This is a genomic window from Campylobacter sp. IFREMER_LSEM_CL1085 (genome assembly GCF_025772235.1).
GTDB lineage: Bacteria > Campylobacterota > Campylobacteria > Campylobacterales > Campylobacteraceae > Campylobacter_D > Campylobacter_D lari_D.
Genome location: NZ_JAKMRU010000006.1, coordinates 23,146 through 42,260 on the forward strand (window position 1 = coordinate 23,146; position 19,115 = coordinate 42,260).

Annotated in this window: 16 protein-coding genes; 11 read left to right on the plus strand and 5 right to left on the minus strand. The window is 30.8% G+C overall.

The genetic code is table 11. From position 1 onward, the window contains the following. Window positions 1-78 precede the first annotated feature (78 nt). From L8W56_RS03660 to L8W56_RS03675, 4 genes are all read left to right on the plus strand, one after another. Entirely contained in the window at window positions 79-807 is a 729-nt protein-coding gene (locus L8W56_RS03660; protein ID WP_263659470.1) for a gluconate 2-dehydrogenase subunit 3 family protein, read from the plus strand. A gap of 3 nt (window positions 808-810) precedes the next feature. Continuing rightward, window positions 811-2,532, plus strand: coding sequence for a GMC family oxidoreductase (locus tag L8W56_RS03665; protein ID WP_263659471.1), 1,722 nt, complete (start codon window positions 811-813; stop codon window positions 2,530-2,532). Between the two features lie 226 nt (window positions 2,533-2,758). Continuing rightward, a complete protein-coding gene (gene rrpA / locus L8W56_RS03670; RefSeq protein WP_039617585.1) occupies window positions 2,759-3,088 on the plus strand; it encodes a MarR family transcription factor RrpA in 330 nt (109 codons plus the stop codon). After that, window positions 3,085-3,537 (plus strand): lipocalin family protein, encoded by a 453-nt coding sequence (locus L8W56_RS03675; RefSeq protein ID WP_263659472.1) that lies wholly within the window; start codon window positions 3,085-3,087, stop codon window positions 3,535-3,537. The genes rrpA and L8W56_RS03675 overlap by 4 nt, the downstream gene beginning before the upstream one ends. Here the strand turns inward: L8W56_RS03675 and L8W56_RS03680 are convergent. Further along, window positions 3,534-4,616 (minus strand): NAD(P)-dependent alcohol dehydrogenase, encoded by a 1,083-nt coding sequence (locus tag L8W56_RS03680; protein ID WP_263659473.1) that lies wholly within the window; start codon window positions 4,614-4,616, stop codon window positions 3,534-3,536. The two genes, L8W56_RS03675 and L8W56_RS03680, sit on opposite strands and share 4 nt — an antisense overlap. Window positions 4,617-4,769: 153 nt before the next feature. Here L8W56_RS03680 and hsdR point away from each other — a divergent pair, with 153 nt between their 5' ends. The 5 genes from hsdR (at window position 4,770) to L8W56_RS03705 (ending at window position 13,282) form a co-directional block, all read left to right on the plus strand. Further along, window positions 4,770-7,082 (plus strand): EcoAI/FtnUII family type I restriction enzme subunit R, encoded by a 2,313-nt coding sequence (gene hsdR / locus L8W56_RS03685; RefSeq protein WP_263659474.1) that lies wholly within the window; start codon window positions 4,770-4,772, stop codon window positions 7,080-7,082. Window positions 7,083-7,085: 3 nt separating this feature from the next. Further along, window positions 7,086-9,494, plus strand: a complete 2,409-nt coding sequence (locus L8W56_RS03690) for an AAA family ATPase (RefSeq protein ID WP_263659475.1) — start codon at window positions 7,086-7,088, stop codon at window positions 9,492-9,494. Between the two features lie 13 nt (window positions 9,495-9,507). Beyond that, the gene (locus L8W56_RS03695) at window positions 9,508-10,683 is read left to right on the plus strand and encodes a restriction endonuclease subunit S (RefSeq protein WP_263659476.1); all 1,176 of its coding nucleotides are present in this window, start codon (window positions 9,508-9,510) and stop codon (window positions 10,681-10,683) included. Window positions 10,684-10,770: 87 nt separating this feature from the next. Next, window positions 10,771-11,799 (plus strand): virulence RhuM family protein, encoded by a 1,029-nt coding sequence (locus tag L8W56_RS03700; RefSeq protein WP_263659477.1) that lies wholly within the window; start codon window positions 10,771-10,773, stop codon window positions 11,797-11,799. After that, on the plus strand, window positions 11,789-13,282 hold the full coding sequence (locus L8W56_RS03705; RefSeq protein WP_263659478.1) for a type I restriction-modification system subunit M: 1,494 nt from the start codon (window positions 11,789-11,791) through the stop codon (window positions 13,280-13,282). Before L8W56_RS03700 ends, L8W56_RS03705 begins: the two co-directional genes overlap by 11 nt. Here L8W56_RS03705 and L8W56_RS03710 read toward each other — a convergent pair. From L8W56_RS03710 to L8W56_RS03725, 4 genes are read right to left on the minus strand one after another with little or no spacing between them, the layout of a single operon-like run. Beyond that, the gene (locus L8W56_RS03710; protein WP_263659479.1) at window positions 13,279-14,460 is read right to left on the minus strand and encodes a molybdopterin molybdotransferase MoeA; all 1,182 of its coding nucleotides are present in this window, start codon (window positions 14,458-14,460) and stop codon (window positions 13,279-13,281) included. The two genes, L8W56_RS03705 and L8W56_RS03710, sit on opposite strands and share 4 nt — an antisense overlap. A 1-nt stretch (window position 14,461) precedes the next feature. Next, window positions 14,462-14,908 (minus strand): molybdopterin synthase catalytic subunit, encoded by a 447-nt coding sequence (locus tag L8W56_RS03715; protein WP_039627992.1) that lies wholly within the window; start codon window positions 14,906-14,908, stop codon window positions 14,462-14,464. A 3-nt stretch (window positions 14,909-14,911) separates the two neighbouring features. Beyond that, entirely contained in the window at window positions 14,912-15,133 is a 222-nt protein-coding gene (locus L8W56_RS03720; RefSeq protein ID WP_039617593.1) for a molybdopterin synthase, small subunit, read from the minus strand. Window positions 15,134-15,144: 11 nt separating this feature from the next. Beyond that, entirely contained in the window at window positions 15,145-16,689 is a 1,545-nt protein-coding gene (locus L8W56_RS03725; protein WP_263659480.1) for a multicopper oxidase family protein, read from the minus strand. Window positions 16,690-16,833: 144 nt separating this feature from the next. Between L8W56_RS03725 and nspC the strand changes: the two genes are divergently transcribed. Then, window positions 16,834-17,997 carry a carboxynorspermidine decarboxylase gene (gene nspC / locus L8W56_RS03730; protein WP_263659481.1) on the plus strand — a complete coding sequence of 388 codons (1,164 nt, stop codon included), beginning with the start codon at window positions 16,834-16,836 and terminating at the stop codon, window positions 17,995-17,997. Between the two features lie 136 nt (window positions 17,998-18,133). Beyond that, complete coding sequence (locus L8W56_RS03735; protein WP_039627999.1) at window positions 18,134-19,063, plus strand: formate dehydrogenase subunit gamma; 930 nt, start codon at window positions 18,134-18,136, stop codon at window positions 19,061-19,063. Window positions 19,064-19,115: the final 52 nt, after the last annotated feature.

The following is a 19,115-nucleotide window of genomic DNA, read 5'->3' on the forward strand; positions in this document are numbered from 1 at the left end:
TTTTTATTTAAGACTATATTAAAAAATCAAGGAATAGAATTGATATGATTTGATATTGTCAATAAAAAGGAGGAAGATATGCAAGATAATGTCATTGATCGTAGAAATTTTTTTAAATTAAGTCTTTTAGGTGGTGGCGTGGTTGCTGTTAGCACTATGAGTGGTGGAGCTATATTGCATGCTGCAGAATTAACTCATGCGCACAAGAAAACACAAGGAGGTTCAAATAAAATAAGAGGAAAAATGTTTTTTCAAGTGCAGACTGATTTTGATAATCTAAGTGCAGCATGTGAGAGAATTTATCCAAAAGATGAGCAAGGTGATGGTGCTATAGGCTTAGGCGTACCTTATTTTATTGATAATCAATTAGCTTCAGCTTATGGTTATAATGATAGAGAATACTTACAAGGACCATTTATAGAAGGAATTGCTGAGCAAGGTTATCAAACCCCAATGAAGCGTAATGAGATTTTTTTAGAGGGTGTTAAAGCTTTGGAAATAATATCTCAAAAGCGTTATAAAAAAACTTTTTCATCTTTAAAAGGAGTTGAGCAGGATAAAATTTTAGTTGATTTAGAAAAAAATAAAATCGATTTCATAGGACTTAAATCTTCTGAATTTTTTACTCTTTTAAGGGATATGACAATAGCTGGAGTTTTGTCTGATCCAATTTATGGTGGTAATGATAATAAAAATGGATGGAGAATGATGCAATATCCTGGTGCTCAAATGAGTTATATTGACAAAATTGCAAGTGATGAGTTTTTTGACATAGAGCCTATGAGCTTAGCTGATATGGAGGGATGAATTATGGTAGAAGTATTAAAAAAAGTAGATGTGGTAACAGTAGGAGCTGGTTGGACAGGTGGTATAATTGCAGCAGAACTTACCAAAGCTGGATTGACTGTCTTGAGCTTAGAGCGTGGTATGATGCAAACTACGGAAAATTTTGCAATGATTCACGATGAGTGGAGATATGGTATTAACTATGGTTTAATGCAAGATTGCTCAAAAGATACAGTAACTTTTCGCCATAATGTCAATGGTTTAGCTTTACCATATAGAAAAATGGGATCTTTTTTACTTGGAAGTAATGTTGGTGGTGCAGGGGTGCATTGGAATGGTTGGACCTTTAGATTTTTACCTTATGATTTTGAGATTAAAACAAAAAGTTTTGAAAGATATGGTAATAAATTAGGTGATGATTATACCTTGCAAGATTGGGGTTTAACCTATAAAGATATGGAACCTTATTATGATAAGTTTGAAAAAACCTGTGGAATTTGTGGAGAAGAAAACCCACTTGCTGAAAAAATGGGTTTGTTTAGATCAAGTCCTTATCCGCAAGAACCTTTAGAAAATACTAAAATGCTTAAACGCTTCGAAAAAGCTGCAAAAGAAATGAAATTACATCCATTTAGATTACCTGCGGCTAATTCAAAAGGCGGTTATACTAATCCAGATGGTCAAGATCTAGCCCCATGTCAATATTGTGCTTATTGTGAGCGTTTTGGTTGTGAGTATGGTGCTAAGGCTAGTCCTATTAATACTGTCATACCTAAAGCCATGAGTACAGGAAAATATACTATAAGAACTCATAGTAATGTTATAGAAATACTAAAAAAAGATGGCAAAGCTACAGGAGTTAGGTTTGTAGATACTAGAACTATGAAAGAGTATATTCAGCCAGCAGATATTGTAGTGCTTACAAGCTATATGTTTAACAATGCTAAGCTTTTAATGGTAAGTGGTATAGGTGAGCAATACGATCCAAATACAGGCAAAGGTACTTTAGGTAAAAACTATTGTTATCAAATCAATATGGGAACAACAGCGTTTTTTGATGAGCAATTTAATACATATATGGGCTCAGGTGCTTTGGGTACAACTTGCGATGATTATAATGGGGATAATTTTGATCACTCAAAAGAGAAGTTTTTACACGGAGCTATGATTTATAGTGTGCAACTTGGAAATCGCCCTATCCAATCAGCTCCTCTGCCAAAAGGAACTCCAAGTTTGGGAGCTGAATTTAAAAAAGCTTTAAACTATAATTTTACAAGAGCCATTACAGTGGGAGGGCAAGGCGCATCTTTACCACATAAAAGTAACTATTTGAGTTTAGATCCAACCTATAAAGATGCTTTTGGAACGCCACTTGTAAGACTTACTTATAATTTTACAGATCAAGATCGTGCTTTGCATAAATTTATAACAGATAAAACAGCTGAAGTAGCTAAAAAAATGCAAGGAGTGAGATCAATTAAAAAAGGAACTTATTTAAAAGATTATAGTATTGTGCCTTATCAATCTACACATAATACGGGTGGAACTACTATGGGTGCTGATCCTCGAACAAGTGTTGTTAATACTTATTTGCAACATTGGGATATGGATAATCTTTTTGTTGTGGGTGCAGGAAATTTTCAGCACAATAGCGGATATAATCCTACTGATACAGTTGGAGCTTTGGCTTATCGTTGTGCAGAGGGTATTTTAAAATATCATAAAAATGATAGACAATTAGTATAGATATATGTGAAGCATTTTGCTTCACATATTATTTTTCACTACTATCTTTTTCTTTTTTCTTTTTCCATAAATGAAGCGCAGCCCTGCATGCCCCACCAACAATAGCAGCAATGATAAGATTTGTGATGAAATACATCGAAACCATTTTTAATTTGTTTTCATTTTGATAAAAAATGATTTTGGATTATAATATAAAAAAGCATGATGCTATATAAAAGGAAAGTATATGGAAGAAAAGTGCGATTTTACGGAATGCGGATTTAATTATACTTTATCTTTGATTTCGGGAAAGTATAAGATGAGTGTTTTATATTGTTTATTTCGTTATGAAGTAGTAAGATATAATGAACTTAAAAGATATCTTGGCAATATTTCTTTTAAGACTTTAACACATACTTTAAGAGAGCTTGAAAATGATGATTTAATCACGCGTAAAGAATACCCACAAATCCCTCCAAAAGTAGAATACCGCCTTGCTAAAAAAGGTCAAAGTTTAATCCCTATTTTACAAGCAATGTGTGATTGGGGTGAGGTAAACCAAAAGGAAGAAAAATGATAGAATTATTAGATGGTATAAATTTAGAAAAATACATGGGCACATGGCTAGAAATGGCTAGAAAACCTGCTTTTTTTCAAAAAACTTGCAAAAGTGCCAAGGCAGAATATGAGCTAGAGTATGAAGGCTCTACACCTATAATCAAAGTTAAAAATATATGCACAAAAGAAAATGGAGAAATCTCTCAAGCAAATGGCAAAGCTAGGGTAAAATCTCCAAGATCTTTAGCGGTTAAATTTAGTATATTTATGAATATTTTTAACAAACCAAATTATGAGATTATTTACATTGATACAAATTATCAAGTTTCTATCGTAGGTAGTCCTGATAAAAAATATCTTTGGATTTTATCAAGAGAGATTTTAGCAAAAGAGCAAATAAACTCTTTGCTTGAAATAGCCAAGCAAAGAGGTTTTGATACTAGCGATGTGATTTTTGATGAGTATTAATCCTGCTCACTCATATCGATTACATAACGGAATTTGGCTTTTCCTGAAGTGAGGTTTTCATAAGCTTTGTCAATCTCGCTTGGTTTGATGAGTTCAATTTCAGGATAAATTCCATGTTCTAAAGAAAAGTCAAGCATTTCTTGAGTTTCTTTAATGCCCCCAATAAGCGAGCCATATACTTTTTTACCTGCTTTATGTACAAAGTGAATGATGTTAATGCTAGGACTTACTTCATGTGGAGGTAATCCTACTATAGCCATCTCACCACCAAATTTTAATAAATCCATATAAGCTAGCGGATCATAAGGGGTTGGTATGGTGGAAATGATGAGGTCAAATCTTTCTTTTACCACGCTTTTGTCTGTACCGGTATAAAAATTACTCACACCCATAGCTAGAGCTTGTGATTTTTTGTTTTCATTTCTTGCAAAAACACTCACTTTTGCACCCATTTTCACAGCATATTTTACTGCCATCATACCAAGCCCACCAAATCCTGCTACGGCTACGCTTGAGCCTTCTTTGATATTTGAAAATTTAAGCGGTGAATAGGTAGTAATACCCGCACACAGCAAAGGCGCTATCTTTTCAAGTGGTGCATTTTTTGGTACATTGATAGCAAATTTTTCACTTACTACGATGTTGTTTGAGTAACCTCCATAGGTGTTTTCATTATCATGAAATACATCTTTGCAGTTATAAGTGTAGATGGTTTTACCATTTTCGCAAAATTGCTCTTGAGATTTTTTGCATGCTTCGCACTCTCCGCATGAGTTTACCATGCACCCAACCCCAGCATAATCGCCTACTTTAAATTTACTCACATTTTCACCCACTGCGATAACTTCTCCTGCTATTTCATGGCCAGGTACGCAAGGGTAGGTTGCTTCGCCCCATTCGCTTCTTGCAGTGTGTATGTCACTATGACAAATTCCTGCGTACTTGATAGCGATTAAGATGTCGTTTTTACCTACTTTATGGCGTGTAAATTCAAAAGGTGTAAATTTAGAATCCTTGCTAAGCATAGCATAACCTTTGCTCTTAACACGACCATTTTCTAAAAAGATTTTTGAGTCCATTTTCTCTCCTTTGTGGTTTTTGAAATTATAATAAAGCTAGGTTTTTATTGCAATAGGGAAAATAAAGTAAGATACTATACTAAAGGTGCGTTTGTGGGTTTTGGTTTGATTTTTATGGTATAATTATTTAAATTTTTTATCCATAAGGAAGCCATGGAACTTAAGCATTTTTCAGAAGATGATACTAGAGTTAAACTCATAGATGTAAAACTTCACGCTAGCTCTTGGAGTGAAGAAAATATCATAAGAAATTATTATTTTACCGATGGGCGTAAGCTTATAGGAAATAAAAGAGGCGAAAGAAAATTTGCAGATTATTTGTTGAAATTTCAAAACAATAATCTTGCTATTATAGAAGCTAAAAAACAAAGCAAAGATCCTTTAGATGGCCTGTCTCAAGGCATAGAATATGCTAAAATTTTAAATGTAGCATTTGTATATAGCACTAATGGCGATAAAATTTATGAATACAACCTAAAAACTTCAAGCGGTGAGTATATAGAAAAATTTCCAACCCCAAATGAGCTTTTTGCTAGGATTTATGGAAATTTAAAAGAATGGCAATACAAGCTTTTATCACAGCGAGAATTATACATACCCCAAAAAGAATTAAGATATTATCAAAAGATCGCAGTTGATAAAGTCATAGAAACTTTGATTAACGGTAAAAATAGAATTTTACTCACTCTTGCTACAGGCACAGGTAAAACCACTATAGCCTTTGCTTTGTGTTATCGTTTGCTTGAAGCTAGGTGGAATAAAACAAATCAAGATAAAAAACCTAAGATATTATTTTTATGTGATAGGGTGAGTTTAAGAGATCAAGCTTTAGGAGAGTTTAATCCTATAGAGGGTGATTGCGTGGCAGTGAGTGCGCAAGAGTTGAGAAAAAATAATGGCAGAGTGCCTACAAGTGCAAATGTGTTTTTTGGAATTTATCAAAGTCTAGCTTCAAATTCAAAAGAACAAGAAAATGCTAATGAAGAACAAGAAAGCAAATTCTACTTACAATATCCTAAAGATTTTTTTGATCTTATCATCATTGATGAATGCCACAGAGGTGGAGCGAATGAAGAAGGTAGTTGGGCAGGGGTGTTAGAGTACTTTTCATCGGCCACGCATTTAGGGCTTACTGCTACGCCTAAAAAAAGCGATAATGTAGATACTTATAGGTATTTTGGCGAAAGTATATATGAGTATAGTCTTAAAGATGGTATAGAAGATGGCTTTTTAACTCCTTATAAAGTTAAGCGTGTTACGACTACGCTTAGTGAAGGCTATGTGTACAACCCTGATGATATCATAGAAGGTGAGTTAGAAAAAGGCTTTTATAAGATCAATGAATTTGAAAGAAATATTCACTTACCTCAATACAACGATTTTCTAGCTAAAGAAATTTTAAAGCTCATCAACCCTATGGACAAAACCATCATCTTTTGTGCTAACCAAGCCCATGCAAGTGAAGTAAAAAGAGCCATTGATAAATTTAAAAGTGTAAAAAGAGATGACTACTGCGTGAGGGTTACAAGTGATGAGGGTAAAATAGGGCTTGAGTACTTAAAGCAGTTTCAAGATAATGACAAAAGCTATCCTGTGATACTCACTAGTTCTAAAATGCTAACCACAGGAGTAGATGCTAGAAATGTCCGCAACATAGTGCTTTTGGCAAATATAGGTTCTATCATAGAATTTAAGCAAATCATCGGAAGAGGCACTAGGGTGTATGAGGGAAAAGACTTTTTTACTATACTAGATTTTACCGGAGTAACAAGACTTTTTTATGATCCTAAATGGGATGGCGAGCAGATCAAAGATGAAGAAAAAACCGAGGTAAAAACTATACAAAACAAAAGAGAGCAAAGCAACCCTAAAGAAACAACCAAGCAAAAAGAAGTCACTGTGCATTTAAAAGGCACCAAACTAAAAGTGCTTGATATAACGACAAGCTACATAGGAGATAGCGACAAGCCACTTAGCACAAAAGAATTTTTGGAATTTTTAGTAGGAAAGCTAGCAGAATTTTATAACGATGAGACAAGGTTACGCGAGATTTGGAGTAACCAAGCAAGCAGGAAAGAATTTTTACAAAAACTTGAAAAAGACCGCATAAGCGAGCAGGTTTTGGAAGAATTGACAGTGATTTTTGAGCAAAAAGACTGCGATGTGTATGATGTGCTAGCACACTTAAGCTTTAACAGCGAGATCAAAACACGCCATGAACGCGTGCTAAATGTAAAAAATAGTGCATTTTTAAAACGCTTCCAAAAAGAAAAAGCCTTAAAGCTTGTGGAATTTTTACTAAATAGGTATCAAGAGTATGGCATAAAAGACTTTGATAGCGGGTTAAAAACACTTATAGATCTTAGCTCTTTAGGCAGCGTAAAAGAGCTAGTGGGTGAATTTGAAGGTATGGAAAATTTAAAACAATGCATTGATGATTTACAAAGGGAGATTTATGCGAGGTAAAAAATGAAAATTTTAAATTTTGATGAAATAAATTTTGGCTCTTATAAAAATTTTAAATGGGGTAATAATCTTGAAGAATTTAAAACAATTAATATTTTTTATGGTAGAAATTATTCAGGTAAAACTACACTTTCAAGGATAGCTAGAAGTTTTGAGCTTAAAAAACATAATGAAGATTTTTTGGATGGAAATTTTAAAATAAAATTAGAAGATGGTAGTTTTTTAACCCAAAATAATGTGGTAAATTCTAATCTAGATATTAGGGTTTATAATAGTGATTTTGTAAAGGAAAATTTAAATTATTTATATGATAAAAAAGGAGATATAAAAGGCTTTAAAAGTATAGGGGTGGAGCAAAAAAACATAAATGAAATAATTGAAAAAAGAGAAGAAATTTTAGCAAAAAGATGTGAGAAGTTAAAAAATACACAAATAAATCAAGATGATATTTTTAAAAAACAACAAGATAAGATAAAAACTTTAAATGAAAACCTTGCAAATAAAGCTAAAGTTATAAAAAGTAGTTCAAATTTGACAAAACAAGGTAATGACTATAACAAGAGAAATTTAGAAAAAGATTTAGTTGTAATTAAAAATGATGTAAATATCTATATTCTTAACGATGAAACACAAAATCAACTTATAAAAATTTTAGAAGATAAAGAGAAACAAAATATAAATTTTACAATCAATTTTAATAAAAATAGTTTTCAAAATATTTTAAAACATTCATCAGAAATTCTTGAAAAAGAAATTATCATTAAAGAAAATTTAACAAGCGAATTAAGACAATGGTTAGAAGAAGGTTTAAAATTTCATAAAAAACATTCATCTACACAGCAATGTAAATTTTGTAATAATCCTTTAACATTAGAAAGAATAGCTTGGATTGAAAACAACACAAAAGATGATAGTGGAGAAAAAGAACAGATTGAAAAAGAATTAAAATATTTATTAGATAATTTTGAAAGTTATAAACTAGAATCAAAAAATTTATTGCTAGGTATTGAATATGAAAATTTTTATTCTAACTATAAAGATAGTTTTATTGACTTGAGAGAACAGCTAGGAGTAAGTATTGAAAAATACAACGAAGAGTTATTAAAAATAGAAGAAAAATTAAAGCAAAAACAAAAAGATGTTTTTACTCCTATAAAATTAGAAAACATAAATGATTTTTCAGATGAGATATTTTTAATATTAAATAAAATTGAAAATTTATGCAAAGAAAATGATGAATACACAGAAAAATTATTAACAAATCAAAATGAAGCAAGAGAAAGATTAAGATTGAATGAAGTAGTAAAGTTTGCTAAAGATAGCGATTATTTTGCTATACAAGATGAAATTGAAACCTTACAACAAAATATAAATACTTTGGATGAAAGTATTAAAACACAAGACAACAAAATAAACCTTTTAAATAAAAGAATAGAAAATTATAAGGCAAAGCTTAGTAATCTAGAAACTTCTACAAGCAATATAAATAAATATTTAAAATCATATTTTGGACACAATTTATTAGAATTAAAAGCAAAAAAAGACGATAAAGGACAATTAAATGGAGAGTTTGAAATTTTAAGAAATGGCAAACAAGCTAAGAATTTAAGTGAGGGTGAGTGTAGCTTGGTAGCTTTTTGTTATTTTGTAGCAAGTTTGGAAGATGCAAACACCAAAGATAAAAATCCTATAATATGGATAGACGACCCTATCTCCAGTCTTGATAACAATCATATATTTTTTATTTTTTCTTTAATAGAAAATGAAATAATAAAAAAAGATTCTTTTGAGCAATTTTTTATATCTACTCACAATTTAGATTTTTTAAAATATATAAAAAGATTAAAGAAAAGCAAACCTAAACAAAATGAAAACGATAAAACAGAGTATGAGTTTCCACAATACTATTTTATTGAAAAAAGTGTCAAAGAAAGTATGGAAACAAGCGAAATTAAAAATCTATCAAAATGCTTGAAAAAATATACAACAGAATTTAATTATCTTTTTGAACAAATCTATAATTTTAAAAATATTGATGATATGCACAATGAAGATTTAAAAACTTCCATTGTTTATAATTTTGGAAATAATTTAAGAAAATTTCTTGAGATTTATTTATTTTTTAAATATCCAAATAATTTTGAGAGTTTAAATCAAGAATTAATCGAAAGATTTTTTAATGATACATATCAAAGTGATAATATTGACGAAAATTATCAAAAAATGGTAGCAAGTATTACAAATAGGTATCACAATGAATATTCGCATTTGAGAGAGATATTTAGCAGGGGGATGCAACCTATTGATATAGAAGAAAGCAAAAAAATAGCTAGTTTTGTTTTAAAAATGATGAAAAAAAATGATAAAAATCAATTTAAAGCACTTGTAAGAAGTATAAGCAATGATGGATAAAATAAGCTATTCAATGACAAAATTACCGCAGGGTTGGGAAGTTAAAAAACTTGGTGATATTGCTGAAATTTCAAGTGGTGGAACTCCGTCAAGAAATAAAAAAGAATATTGGGAGAATGGAACTATACCTTGGGTAAAGATAAAAGACATTAAAGAAAAATTTATTTCTACTACTGAAGAATTTATCACCGAAGATGGTTTAAAAAATTCTTCAGCAAAATTGTTTAAAAAAGGAACTTTACTTTATTCTATTTTTGCTACTTTGGGTGAGGTTGCTATTTTAGATATAGATGCAACAACAAATCAAGCTATTGCAGGAATAAATATAAAAGAAAATAACATAAATAGTTTATATTTAATGTATTTTTTAAGAAGTATAAAAGATGAAATTTGCAGTAAGGGGCGTGGGGTAGCTCAAAATAATCTAAATTTAACTATATTAAAGCAAATTAAAATCCCACTACCACCTTTACAAGAGCAAGAAAGGATAGTGGGGATTTTAGATGAGAGTTTTGCAAAGATAGATGAAAGTATTAAAATTTTAGAGCAAGATTTGCTAAATTTAGATGAGTTAATCCAAAGTGCCTTGCAAAAAGCTTTTAACCCTTTAAAGGATAATACTAAGGAAAACTACAAACTCCCACAAGGTTGGGAGAAATTTAATTTCGATAATATTTTTTACAGCCCAAGTTCTAAAAATTATCAATTAAATACTAAGGATTATTTAGAAAAAGGTTGCATACCCATAATAGATCAATCTAAAAAATTTATTATTGGATATTCAAATAATTATGAAAAAGTATTTAAAATAAATAATTGCAATAACTCATGTATAATTTTTGGCGATCACACTAGGGTTTTAAAATTTATAGATTTTGATTTTATTGTTGGTGCAGATGGGGTAAAAATATTATTAAATAAAGACATAGAAAGATTTAATACAAAATTTTTATTTTTTCAACTATTATACAAAGATATTCCATTATTAGGATATCGAAGGCATTTTAGTGTGCTAAAACAAAATACTTTCAGTATTCCACCACTTAAAGAGCAAGAGCAAATCGCTTCGCATTTAGATGAACTTTCTTCTCATGTAAAAAATTTAAAGCAAAACTATCAAATGCAGATAAAAAATCTACAAGAGCTTAAAAAGTCCTTACTAGATAAAGCTTTTCAAGGAAGATTATAAATGTTAAAATTTTTATCAAATTTTAACATATGGGTTAGATATGTTAAAAATTTTTGATTTTTTTAGCATATTTTTTGAAGGATAAAAATGCAAAGAAACATCAAACGAAATCTTGCTATGGATTTTTTAAGTTTTAGTTTAGAAAATCAAGAAGATTTTTTAGAAGTGATTTATAAAGATGATGATATATGGCTTAGCGTGGCTTTAATGGCTAAGTTATTTGAATGTTCTAGTGATAATATTTATCTACACCTTAGTAATATCTATAAAGAAAATGAACTTGATAAAAATTCAACTTCCGAGGAAATCTCGGTAGTTCAAAAAGAGGGTAAAAGAGAAGTTAAAAGGAAGATAGCATTTTATAATCTTGATGTTATTATAAGTGTAGGGTATAGAATAAATTCTTATAAAGCCACAAAGTTTAGACAATGGGCTACAACAATCTTAAAACAATTTAGCATTAAAGGATATGTGTTAGATAAAGAGCGTTTGAAAAATGGTAGTGTGATAAATAAAAACTATTTTGATGAACTCTTAGAAGAAATCAGAGAAATAAGAGCTAGCGAAAGGTTGTTTTATCAAAAGATAACAGATATTTATACAACAGCGATTGATTATGACAAAAATGATGAATTGACTAAAGAGTTTTTTGCTAGTGTGCAAAATAAACTCCATTTTGCTACACATGGACACACTGCAGCAGAGCTTATAAAACAAAGAGCAGATCATAAAAAAGAAAATATGGGACTTTATACATGGAAAAATGCCCCTGAAGGAAAAATTTTACAAAGCGATGTGGTGATTGCTAAAAATTATCTTAGTCAAGATGAACTTTTAGAGTTAAATCGTATAGTTGGTATGTATCTTGACTATGCTGAAGATAGAGCAAAGAAAAACATAGCTATGACTATGCAAGATTGGAAAGATAGATTAGATATTTTTTTAGAATTTAATGAAAGAGAAATTTTAAAAGATAATGGCAAAATAAGTAAGAAATTAGCAGATGATTTTGCTAAGGAAGAATTTTATAAATTTAGAGTTATTCAAGATAAAAACTATAAGTCAGATTTTGATAAGGTTATTTTAAAAGCTTTAAAGGATAAAAATGCAAAGTAAAATCGATAAAATCACAGATATTCTAAGACGCGATGATGGCATAAGCGGTGCTATGCATTATAGTGAGCAGATTAGCTGGGTGCTTTTTTTGAAATTTTTAGATGATTATGAAGAAGAGTTAAAGCTAGAAGCTGAGCTAGATGAAAAGCCTTATAGGGCTATTTTGCAAGAAAAATTTAGTTGGAGGGCTTGGGCAGCACCTAAAACAAGTGAAGGAAAGCTTGATGTAAAAAACGCTTTAAGTGGAAGTGATTTGCTAAGCTTTGTGAATGATGAGCTTTTTCCATACCTAAAAAGTTTCAAAGATAATGAAAATTTCAAAAGTATAGAGTATAAGATAGGCGGAATTTTTGAATTTATAGACAACCGCATAGCTAATGGCCATACTTTAAGAGAGGTTATAAATTTAGTTGATGAGCTAAGTTTTAGCAAAGAAAGTGATGTATTTGCTTTGGGTGAGGTTTATGAGAAGCTTTTAAAAGACATGGGAAGTGATGGGGGAAATAGCGGGGAGTTTTATACCCCAAGACCTTTGGTTAGAGCTATGGTGGAGGTGCTAGACCCTAAAGCAAAAGAGAGAATTTACGATCCTGCGTGTGGGAGTTGTGGATTTTTAGTAGAGAGTTTTTTGCATATTCTCTATGAAGATAGGGCAAAAAAGAAAAAAGCAAATTTGAGTGTGGAGGAACTTGAATTTTTACAAAATGATGCCTTGTTCGGTAAAGAAAAAACTCCACTTAGTTATGCAATGGGTGTGATGAATATGATTTTACATGAGGTTAAGTCCCCAAATATCATCAAAACCAATACTCTAAATAAAAAAATCACAGACATAACTGAAAATGAAAAATACGAAGTGATTTTGGCAAATCCTCCTTTTGGTGGTAAAGAAAAAGATCAAATTCAAAATAACTTTCCTGTAAAATCAAACGCTACTGAGCTTTTGTTTTTACAACATATTTTAAAGTCTTTGAAAAACAATGGAAGATGTGCCATAGTAGTGCCTGAAGGGGTGCTTTTTCAAAATTCAAATGCCTTTGTGAGTGTAAAAAAAGACTTGCTAGAAAATTTTAATCTTGAATGTGTTTTAAGCTTGCCAAGTGGGATATTTTTACCTTATAGTGCGGTAAAAACTAATGTGCTTTTTTTCTCTAAAGGGCAAAGAAGCATTTGTGGTGAAAATGATGAAAGTGTCTATTACTATGAGCTTGTACCACCTTTTAAATTGACTAAAAATAAACCTTTAGAATACACGCATTTGCAAGAATTTTTAAAATGTTATAAAGAAAGAAAAATCACGGCTAATTCTTATTTGGTAAGTAAAAAAGAACTTGAAGAAAGAAATTATGATTTAAGTGCTAAAAATCCAAATACAAAAGAAGAAAAAACCTTGCGTGAAGTGAGTGAAATTTTAAGCGAGTTAGAGCAAAATCAAAAACAAGCAAAAATGCTTTTTGAAAAAATTCAAAAAGCACTTGTTTAAGGCATAAAAATTATATCAACCAAATCATTTTCTTTTATATCATCATTTGCTATCATAAGTGCAGCTTTGTTGTTTAAATTATTTATGATAGCACTTGAACCTTGTTTTTTGCCTTTTAAATTGGCATAAATTTTTCCGTCTTTAAATTCTACATTACAAGCTACAAATTCTAAATGCGGACTTTTTTTCTTATAGTCAGTATTTGCAAATGCCTTAAATACATAGTCTTTTTCTTGTAAAAGCCAAGCATTTAAAAGTTCTCTTACATATAAATTAAACATTACCATAGCCGAGTATGGAAAACCCGGTAGAGCAAAGATGAATTTGTCTTCAAATTTGGCTATTTTGATGTGTTTGCCAGGCTTTACATCGACTTTGTCTAGGATGACTTCGTACTCTTTAACAGCTTGTTTTAAAAAATCAAAATCCCCCATGGAAACTCCACCGGTGGTAACTAAAATATCACACGCATTAAGTGCTTGTTTTAAAACACTTGGGGTTTTTTGCATATCATCTTTTAAAAGTGGAAAAATTCTAGCTTCAGCACCAAGTTTTTTTGCCATATTAGCTATGGCTACATGGTTTGATGAGCGAATTTGTGCAGAGTGCTCCAAGCTTTCGCCTAAGTCTTTGATTTCACTTCCACTACTTAGCACGCCTATGATAGGTTTAGCAAATACACTAATGTGAAAATATCCAAGCTCAGCTAAAAGTGCTATCTCGCTATAGCCTAGCTTTGTGCCTTTTGTGAGTAAAATTTCACCTTCGGTGTAGCTCTCGCCCACCTTTCTTACAGCAAAGCCTTGTGGAACTTTTTCTTTTATATAAATCACACCATTTTTAACTTCAACTTTTTCCACAGGCACTAAGGTATCACAACCTTCACTCATCAAAGAGCCTGTAAAGGTTTTAACACATTCTTTATTTTGTATTTTAAAGCTTGGAAAAATTCCCGCAGGTACTTCGCCTATGATAGACAAAGGCTCATCTTGCTCACTAAATTTAATCGCATAGCCATCCATAGAAGCAGTAGGAAATTGAGGGTTGTTAGTAGAAGCTTTGATGTCTATGGCTAAAATTCTATCTAAGCACTGTGTTAAAGCGATATTTTCTATCTTTTCATATGCTTGTATGTGTGAATGAAGTATGTCTAAACTTTGACTATAAGAAGTTAGCATTTTAGTCCTTAGTGCTTAAAATTCCTGCTCCTTGAAGTTTCAAAGAGCGTTCTTTGGCATAAATTTTTTCGCCATTAATGATATCATATTTCCATATAGGCGCACTTGCTTTAAAATCTTCTACAAAATCATTAATTAACTTAAGTCCTAATTTTCTTTGCTTACTTAAAACCCCAGCAAAATAAGAACTCTCATGCACCTTAACTTCACCGATAGAGTGAGCAAACATCAAGCTTACATTTTCATTTGCAAGTTTTTGGCACCATTTTTCAAACCAAGTTTTTAATAAAGGCTCATATATATCAAAACTCAAAGCCTCAATCTCATCTTCAGCCCTCACTATACCGCAAAATGTGATTAAAGCTCCGCAGTTTTTATCTTTAGCATATTCATACCATCTAGCATAAATGCTAGGAATTTCTAAGGCTCCTTGATGTAATTCAAACATAACTCATCCTCCACAAACCGGTGGTAATAAACAAATTTTATCCCCATCTTTTAAGGTAGTTTCATCATCAAAAACCATTTCATCATTTAAAGCAACTGCACAAAGTTCAAGCCATTCTTTTAAGCTTTCATCTTGCCCTAAAATTGCTTTTAATTCTTTAAGATTACTTACATTTAGTTCTAAGCTTTCTTTGTTAATTGGCCCTAGAAATTCAACTTTTACCATTTTTTTTACCTTTATTCTTTGATTTCTAAAATTCCCATCATTCCAAGATCTTCATGCTCTAAAATATGGCAGTGAAACATTCTAATACCGGTAAATTTTTGACTCATTCTAAGTCTTAATTCTTCTCCAGGTCTTACATTAATCGTATCTTGCAATGCTCTGAATTTTGCTTTTGTTATTTTACCCTTAAATTTAGAAGATATGAGTTCAAATTGTGTTCCATGTATATGGAAAGGATGATCCATATGCGATTTGTTTTTTATTACCCATTCTTCTACTTCATTTAATTTTGAGGTTAAATCCGTTCTATTCATATCAAATGTTTTACCATTGATTAAAAACATAGAGGCAAGGCTTTTTTTGATTTCTTCTTCACTTTTTTTACTAATACCATGCATTTGCATATGATCTTCACTCATAATCACTTCTTTAAAGCTTGTAGCTTCTTTTAAAGGTGGAAATTCTCGTAGCTTTTCAGGTATGTTTTCTATAGTTTTTTCTACTTTAAGATCAGCTAACATAAGAGTGTAAGGTTCTTCTTTAACAAGCATTTTATCGCGGTCATAATAAGTACTTTCAAGTTTAAATTCACCCTTACTTGCTTTGATTAGCACTTCTACTCTTGAAGCAGGACTTAAAAATAACTCATCTAATTCAACACCTTTTTCTATAAGCCCTCCATCAGTTCCTACTAAAATAAATTTAGCACCTTTAATGCGTAAATTTAAATATCTTGCCGCACAAAAATTATAAATACGAATTCTTTGAGCTTTGTCAAGTGTTATTTTTGGTTTTAATTGTCCATTGATAAGAACTAAATTTCCTTCTCTGCCATTTAGCCAATCAAATAAATTATTATCAGGAATTTGTGCGTTTTCATCTAAACGCAAATCACTAATCACCCAATCTTGTTCTTGTAAATGCGACAACGCATCTTTTTTAGCTTTTACTACAAATACCCCTGCTAAGCCTTTATAAACTTGCTTTGCTGTGGTGTAGTGTGGGTGTGGATGATACCAGTAGGTTCCTGCTGAATTTTCTCCAAGTTTAAAGCGATAAATTCTTTCTCTACCAGGCATGATAGGATCGTGTGGGTTGCCATCTTGCTCAGGTGGTATGTCAAGTCCATGCCAGTGGATAGTAGTTGGCTCTTTTAAACTATTTTTTACCAAAATTTCTACAGTATCACCTTCATAAACTTCTATTTTAGGTCCAGGTATAGAGCCATTGTAAGTAAAGCATTTTGTTTTTTTACCTTTAACAAGCTCTATTTGACTTTCTTTGATTTCTATACTTGATCTAAAGAAATTTTTCTTTGTACTTGTGTTTTTTAGAAGTTTTAAATTTGCTAATGTTTGTCCGCTAGGAAAGTCTTTTTCATCGAGTAGTTTAATGTTTGGATTTTCTAGTTTTATAAAAGAAGTATTGATTTCTTTTGTATCTTTTTGTGTATGTTTTGAGTGCATATTATGATGAGAATGATCCCCCATTGCATAAGCACTGCTAATACTTGCTAAACCTAAAGCATTAAATTTTAAAAATAACCTTCTATCCATTAAATTTTTACTCCTAAATTAATTTTGATTTGGATTTTGATTATAGCTATTGTTTGATTAATGATTGTAAATTATAAAAACAAGATATAATTTTAATATGATTTGTTATACAAGTGGTTTTAAATCAAAAATTAAGGACAAATAATGCTAATTAAAAATCATTTAGATAAAGACTTTCAAACCCCTGCTTATATTTTAGAAGAAGACAAGCTTAGAAAAAATTGTGAGCTTTTAGCTAAAGTGAGTGAGCAAAGTGGAGCAAAAGTCTTGCTTGCTCTAAAAGGTTTTGCTTTTTCAGGTGCTATGGATATAGTCGGTGAGTATCTATCAGGTTGTACTTGCAGTGGGCTTTGGGAAGCTAAATTTGCAAAAGAATATATGAACAAAGAAATTCATACTTTTTCACCTGCTTTTAAAGATGATGAAATAGATGAAATCATAGATCTTTCACACCATATAGTATTTAATTCTTTTAATCAGTTTAAAAAATTTAAAGACAAAGCGAGTAAAAAGTCTCTTGGTTTGCGTTGTAATCCAGAGCTTTCAGTGGCTCCAAAAGAACTTTATAATCCTTGTGGTAGATTTTCAAGATTAGGAATTCGTGCGATTGATTTTGAAAATGAAGATTTAAGTGCTTTAAGTGGGCTTCATTTTCATGCTTTGTGTGAAGAAAGTGCGCATTCTTTAGAGCTTGTATTAAATGCTTTTGAGGCTAAATTTTCAAAATTTATTAAAAATATGAAATGGGTTAATTTTGGTGGAGGTCATCATATTACTAAAGAAGGTTATGACACGCAAAAACTAATTGATCTTTGTAAAAAATTTAGCGATAAATACGGTGTGCAAGTGTATCTTGAGCCAGGTGAGGCTGTGGGTTGGCAGTGCGGGACTTTAGTTGCAAGTGTAATAGATATAGTAGAAAATGAGAAAAAAATAGCTATTTTAGATACTTCAAGCGAAGCTCATATGCCAGATACTATCATTATGCCTTATACAAGCGAGGTTTTAAATGCTAGAATTTTATCAAGTCGTGATGGACAAAATTACAGCGAGTTAAAAGAAAATGAATTTGCTTATTTACTTGGTGGTAATACTTGCTTAGCAGGGGATATCATGGGTGAGTATGCTTTTAATCAAGAGTTAAAAATAGGACAAAAAATAGTATTTTTAGATCAAATTCATTATTCCATAGTTAAAAACACTACTTTTAATGGAGTAAGACTTCCAAATTTAATGTTCTTAGATAAGAATGAAAATTTATCTATGATAAGAGAGTTTTGTTATGAAAATTATTCAAAAAGAAACTAAAAATTGAGTTTTTTTGTAGTTTTTTGCAAATTTATGTTTTTTAAATAAAACTTTTTTTAAAATAAAAATGGAAACTGAAAATTAACAAAACTACAATGCTAAGCTTTTTCTAGCGTGTAATGTTTAGGAGTAATTTATGCATAGAGTTATACTAGCTCTTTTAGCCTGTTTTAACTTTCTATTTGCTCAAGAAAATTTTGAAGTTAAAAATACTCAAATTTGGGATGTGCAAAGAGTGATGAATATAGAAAGTTATCAAAATTTTGGTGCTTTGTGGACTAAACTGCAAGGTGAGTATATTGCAAGTGCTGTTTTGATTATACTTATAGTCGTAATTTCAGCTTTTGCTTTGCATTATATGGTCATAGGTCCAAAGAAATTTTCTCATGATGGTAAGAAAATTTACGCTTTTTCAGTATTTGAAAGATTGTTTCATTTTGTAGCAGCAATCTCTTGGATTATCCTTGTACCAACCGGACTTATTATGATTTTTGGATCGTATTTTGGCGGTGGATTTTTTGTAAGAATGTGTAAAAACTTACATGGTATTGCTACTATTTTATTTATCATTTCCATCATTCCTATGCTTTTGTGTTGGATTAAAAGAATGCTTCCTGCAAGTTATGATTTAAGATGGATGATGATAGTAGGTGGATATTTAAGCAAAGAGAAAAAACCTGTGCCTGCGGGTAAGTTTAACTTTGGTCAAAAATCTTGGTATTATATAGCTGTTTTTGGTGGCTTTTTGATGATAATCACTGGTGCGTTTATGTTTTTCCTTGATTTTAATTCTACTTCTTTGCAATCTATTTTTGGCATTTCTCATATAGATATTTTAAGAGCTTCAGCTATCATCCATAATATTTTGGGTATTTTATGTGCAGTATTTTTTGCTATTCATATTTATATGGCCGTATTTGCTATTAAAGGAAGTATCCACTCTATGATTAGTGGTTATAAAGAAGAAGAGGAAGTTTATATTTTACATTCTTATTGGTATAAAGAACTAAGCGATAAAAAACAAATCAATCCATCGTTTACTTACGATTCTAAAACAAAATTTTAAAATCTCACTTGATTTTTTTAAATTTTCCTTGTTATAATCAAATAAAAATAAC